3 protein-coding genes are annotated in these 4,447 nt (G+C 52.3%); 1 reads left to right on the top strand and 2 read right to left on the bottom strand.

The genetic code is table 11. From position 1 onward, the window contains the following. A partial coding sequence (gene ispG / locus Q0231_RS04210; protein WP_299345497.1) for a flavodoxin-dependent (E)-4-hydroxy-3-methylbut-2-enyl-diphosphate synthase occupies window positions 1-925 on the bottom strand: 925 nt, incomplete at its 3' end. 151 nt (window positions 926-1,076) lie between these two features. Between ispG and Q0231_RS04205 the strand changes: the two genes are divergently transcribed. Next, on the top strand, window positions 1,077-1,385 hold the full coding sequence (locus Q0231_RS04205; protein WP_299345494.1) for a YkvA family protein: 309 nt from the start codon (window positions 1,077-1,079) through the stop codon (window positions 1,383-1,385). An 84-nt stretch (window positions 1,386-1,469) separates the two neighbouring features. Here the strand turns inward: Q0231_RS04205 and pyc are convergent. Continuing rightward, window positions 1,470-4,447 (bottom strand): pyruvate carboxylase (gene pyc, locus Q0231_RS04200; RefSeq protein WP_299345491.1); only part of this gene is annotated, 2,978 nt, incomplete at its 5' end.

Below are 4,447 nucleotides of genomic sequence, written 5' to 3'. Positions count from 1 at the left end.
ATACGCTGGTGGTTCTGCCACAACCGGGACAAGCAGTAACTTCAGGTTTGAAAGATTGTAGCTCCAAGCTTTGCAGAATCTGTTGGGCAATTTTCACTTCTTCTGTACGCGCTTGGTTAGGTTCAGGCGTTAATGAAACGCGAATGGTGTCGCCTATGCCTTGTTGTAACAACACACTCAAAGCCGCTGTCGAAGCGACGATGCCTTTGTTCCCCATGCCCGCTTCGGTTAAGCCCAAATGCAACGCATAATCGCAGCGCGCAGCAAGGTCTTTATAAACGTCGATCAGGTGCTGCACGTTTGACACTTTGGTGGAGAGGATAATTTTATCCCGCCCCATGCCCAACTCTTCCGCCCGCTCAGCTGAAAGAATGGACGATTGCATAATCGACTCGCGTTGCACCCGCGCCGCGCTCCAAGGCGAGCCGTTATTGGCGTTCTCATCCATTAGTTTGGTCAGCAATTCTTGGTCGAGCGACCCCCAATTCACCCCGATGCGCACAGGCTTGTCGTAAGTATTGGCGATCTCGATCATTTGCGAAAACTGCGTATCGCGCTTGGCCTTAAACCCTACATTGCCCGGATTGATCCGGTATTTCGCCAGCGCCTCAGCACAAGCTGGGTGATCGGCCAAAAGCGTATGCCCGATATAGTGGAAATCCCCCACCAAAGGTACGTCGATGCCCTGCGCCATCAAACGGTCCCGAATATGGGGCACGGCGGCGGCGGCTTCGTCCCGATCCACAGTAATGCGCACGATTTCTGATCCGGCGCGGGCCAAATCGGCCACCTGCGCAACCGTTTTTTCAACGTCGGCGGTGTCTGTGTTGGTCATAGATTGCACCACAATCGGGGCGTCGCCGCCCACCATCACATTGCCAACCATCACCCCAACAGCATTTCTGCGCTCAATCGGTGCGGACATAATCTCTCCTATATTGCTCAAAGCATATAAGCCCAATATGGCATCCACGCAACCAAAGGGCCGCTGACTTGAATATGCGGCCATTTGACCTATTTAAATAAATAGCACTGTTACATTCGATAGGCACTGCGGGTTAAAAAGGGAGCAGCACATGATCATGACAAGACTAATCCGGTTCAGGCGCGAAGTCACAACCCTTTGGCATGCATTTTGGCACCCGCTGACGCCAACCTACCTCAAAGTGCTCACGGTACTGACGGTGGTTTACCTGATCAGTCCCCTCGATCTGATCACCGACATTATTCCAGTTATCGGCTGGGTGGATGATGTAGTCATCGTCTCATTCGCCGTCTCTTGGATTGTGTCGCGCCTACCGCGCATCAGCACGACAAATCGCAACGCCCAAAACACATCACAAGCGCCCTATCAAAAAACCATAGAGCACAAACGGCGTAGATAAATTATCGGATTGCAGGTGCATAAACAAAACCGCCCCCAAATGGAGGCGGTTTTTAGTTTTTCACAGATGAAGATGAAGTAGGGCTTAGCCCTCAAACCGCACCAACAAGTCTTTCGCGTCGATCTGATTGCCGTGTTGCACATGCACTTCGGCAACAACGCCATCCATTTCTGCGTGAATGGCTGTTTCCATTTTCATGGCTTCAATAGACAGCAAAACATCGCCCGCTTTAACTTCTTGGCCTGGCTTAACGGCCAAAGTTGAAACAACGCCCGGCATTGGCGCACCAACATGCAAGGGGTTGCCCAATTCAGCTTTTGGCCGCACCACAATTTCGCTCGCCATAGAGCGGTCAGGCACGGAGACAGAGCGCGGTTGGCCGTTGAGTTCAAAGAACACCCGCACCATGCCTTTTTCGTTTGGCTTGGTTTTGCCAACAAGTTGGATCACCAAGGTTTTGCCCTTGGCCAAATCCACCAGCGCTTCATCATTTGCTTCCAACCCATAAAAATAGATCGGCGTCGGCAACACAGATGTTGGCCCATAGGTGTCTTGTGCAGACATAAAGTCCACAAAGACTTTTGGGTACATCAAGTAGGAAGCCAATTCAAAATCATTGATTTTGTGGCCCGTAAGTTCTTCAACTTCTTTGCGCTTGGCTTCAAGGTCCACAGGTTCCAAATAAGCGCCCGGACGTTTGTCCATTGGCTTTTTGCCCTTGAGCACTTTGGCCTGCAGTGCGGCAGGGAACCCGCCCGGAGGTTGGCCCAAATCGCCGGCAAAGAAGCCAACAACTGATTCTGGGAACGCCACTTCACGCGCAGGATCTTCAACATCTGTCCGGTTCAACCCGGATGACACCATAGAGAGCGCCATATCGCCAACCACTTTAGACGATGGGGTTACCTTAACGATGTCACCAAACATTTGGTTCACATCCGCATAGGTTTGCGCCACCTCGTGCCAGCGTGATTCTAAACCCAATGAACGCGCTTGCTCTTTAAGGTTGGTGAATTGACCGCCGGGCATTTCGTGCAAATAAACCTCAGATGCACCAGAGCGCAGATCGCTTTCAAACGCGCGATATTGTGTACGCACGGCTTCCCAATAGAATGAGATTTCGCGAATGGTTTTAGGATCAAATTCTGGATCACGCTCTGTACCGCGCAAGGCGGCTGCAAGCGAGCCCAAACAAGGCTGAGACGTGGTGCCAGAAAATGCGTCCATTGCTGCATCAACCGCATCAACACCTGCATCAACCGCTGCAAGCACTGTGGCCGCAGCAACACCAGACGTGTCGTGGGTGTGGAAGTGGATGGGCAAGCCAACTTCTTCTTTAAGAGTTGAGATCAGTTTTGTCGCCGCAGCAGGTTTTAACAAACCAGCCATATCTTTAAGGCCCAAAACATGCGCGCCCGCCGCTTCAAGTTCTTTGGCCAGACCCACATAATACTTCAGGTCATATTTCGCCCGATCTGGGTCCAACATGTCGCCTGTGTAACAAATCACGCCTTCGCAGACTTTATTGGCTTCAATCACCGCGTCCATTGAAACGCGCATGTTTTCAACCCAGTTCAAACAATCGAACACGCGGAAAATATCAATCCCGCCTTTGGCCGCTTGTTGAACAAAGAATTTGACCACATTGTCCGCATAATTGGTGTAGCCAACCCCGTTTGATCCGCGCAAAAGCATTTGCGTTAGGATGTTGGGGGCTTCATCGCGAATGATCGACAGGCGCTCCCATGGGTCTTCGGTCAAAAAGCGCATCGACACATCAAATGTCGCCCCGCCCCAGCACTCAAGCGAGAACAGGTTGGGCATGCCATGCGCGTAAGCACTGGCAATCTTTGTAATATCGTTGGTGCGCATCCGCGTGGCCAATAAGCTCTGATGCCCGTCGCGCATCGTTGTGTCGGTAAACAGAACTTGCTTTTGCGCCTTCATCCAGTCCGCAAGACCCTTTGGTCCCTCACGCTCAAGGATTTGACGAGAGCCATCCAAAACCGTCAAAGGCTCAAACTTTGGCACCGTTGGCGCCGCAGCTTCTGCCGGAGGCATGGGCCGGTTTTTCACTTCCGGGTGCCCGTTGACCGTAACGTCTGCCACATAAGTGAGCAATTTCGTGGCGGTGTCCCGGCGCTTGGGGAAATTGAACAGCTCAGGCGTATTGTCGATAAAGCGCGTGGTGTAGCTATTGTCTTGGAAAGACGGGTGCGTGATGATGTTCTCAAGGAAATTCAGGTTAGTTGTCACCCCTCGAATACGGAACTCGCGCAATGCCCGATCCATCCGCGCAATCGCTTCTTCAGGGGTTTGCGCCCAACAGGTCACCTTTTCCAAAAGCGGATCGTAATAGCGGGTGATCACCGCCCCTGAATAGGCGGTGCCCCCATCAAGCCGAACCCCAAAACCTGTCGCACCGCGATAGGCTGTGATGCGGCCATAGTCTGGGATAAAGTTTTCTTCCGGGTCTTCAGTGGTTACCCGACACTGCAACGCATGGCCATTGAGTTTGATGTTTTTCTGGGTTGGCACACCACTGTCTTTATCGCCAATTGCAGCGCCTTCCGCGATGCGGATTTGCGCCTTAACAATATCAATGCCGGTCACTTCTTCAGTAACCGTATGCTCGACCTGAATGCGCGGGTTTACTTCGATGAAATAGAACGCATCGCTGTCCGCATCCATCAAAAACTCAACCGTGCCCGCACCGCGATAGCCGGTTGAATTGCCCAGTTTAATCGCAGCACCTGTAAGCGCGTCGCGCACTTCTTCGCTCAAATAAGGGGCTGGCGCGCGTTCAACCACTTTTTGGTTGCGGCGTTGCACAGAGCAATCGCGCTCAAACAAATGCACCAAATTGCCGTGACTATCGCCAATCAACTGCACTTCTACATGGCGAGCACGCTCGACCAGCTTTTCAAAATACATCTCGTCTTTGCCAAATGCTGCTTTTGCTTCGCGTTTGGCCTCTTCAACTTCTCCGCGCACCGCTTTTTCATCGCGAATGGTGCGCATGCCACGGCCACCACCGCCCCAGCTGGCTTTAAGCATCAGCG

The organism is uncultured Maritalea sp. (assembly GCF_937139385.1).
Taxonomy (GTDB): Bacteria; Pseudomonadota; Alphaproteobacteria; order Rhizobiales; family Devosiaceae; genus Maritalea; species Maritalea porphyrae_A.
Note: the sequence above shows the minus strand (reverse complement) of the source record. Positions and strands in the feature narration are given on the sequence as shown.

What these genes read in the sequence shown, in the direction of transcription:
- Q0231_RS04205 (WP_299345494.1), top strand. Translation starts at nt 1,077, where the DNA reads ATGATCATGACAAGACTAATCCGGTTCAGGCGCGAAGTCACAACCCTT.